1 protein-coding gene is annotated in these 421 nt (G+C 59.6%); it reads left to right on the plus strand.

What is annotated here, in order from left to right:
- Positions 1-46: 46 nt before the first annotated feature.
- A partial coding sequence (locus D7Y13_RS47520) for a hypothetical protein (protein ID WP_208734690.1) occupies positions 47-421 on the plus strand: 375 nt, incomplete at its 3' end.

The raw sequence follows: 421 nt of genomic DNA on the forward strand, positions 1-421 counted from the left end.
ACATAGCCCTCCGCACTTTATTACGCGGGCGAAATGAGCGACAGGAATGACACTTTTCTGCAGGTTCCTTCCAATAGCGATGTTTGCCGGAGCTGGGAGCACCGCAGCACAGAGCCAGAGTTTTGAGGAAGCGGCGACGCTTCTGCGTGATAGCTGCGCCAAGGACATCGAGGAATATTGCTACGGCGTGAGCCCGGGCAACGCGCGACTAAGTGATGTATCGCGCGCAACAGCGATAGCGAGCTGCCGCGGAGACTACCTCCGCGCCTATGCCATGATCTCAAAGCGGGCGCAGGCGCGGCGCAGTACTAAAGCTTTGCGCAGAAGCCGTACGCAGGTTTTGCCCTCAGTCCCCGGTTGGCCCGTGCAGTCGCTGGAATGCGTGATGGCGGCCCCAAAGGCATTTGCCGTCGTTGAACGC

Source organism: Corallococcus praedator, assembly GCF_003612125.1.
Lineage (GTDB): Bacteria > Myxococcota > Myxococcia > Myxococcales > Myxococcaceae > Corallococcus > Corallococcus praedator.